The sequence below is a fragment of the Oceanospirillum sediminis genome, assembly GCF_014164585.1.
GTDB lineage: Bacteria > Pseudomonadota > Gammaproteobacteria > Pseudomonadales > Halomonadaceae > Oceanospirillum > Oceanospirillum sediminis.
Genome location: NZ_JACJFM010000293.1, coordinates 1 through 328 on the forward strand (window position 1 = coordinate 1; position 328 = coordinate 328).

Here is a 328-nt window from a genome sequence, read left to right on the forward strand (position 1 = left end):
GTATTTATATTTGGGCAAAATGTTGTTACAGGAACAGTAACGGAACAATCCACTTCCATCCCGCTTCCAGGGGTTAATGTTATTATAAAAGGCACAACTACTGGAACCACCACAGACTTTGATGGAAATTATCAGATTGAGGCAAATAATGGAGACATTATCGTGTTCTCCTATGTTGGGTATGCTTCCCAAGAAATCACTTATTCTGGTCAATCAACTTTAGACATCCAATTAGCCGAAGACGCTGCTCAACTAGACGAAGTAGTTGTAATTGGTTATGGTACTACTACCAGAAAAGATGCAACCGGTTCAGTTGAGGCTATTACTT

1 protein-coding gene is annotated in these 328 nt (G+C 39.6%); it reads left to right on the forward strand.

Annotated elements, in window-relative coordinates:
- Window positions 1–328: carboxypeptidase-like regulatory domain-containing protein (locus H4O21_RS28735; RefSeq protein ID WP_220495906.1), on the forward strand; the 328-nt coding region annotated here is incomplete at both ends.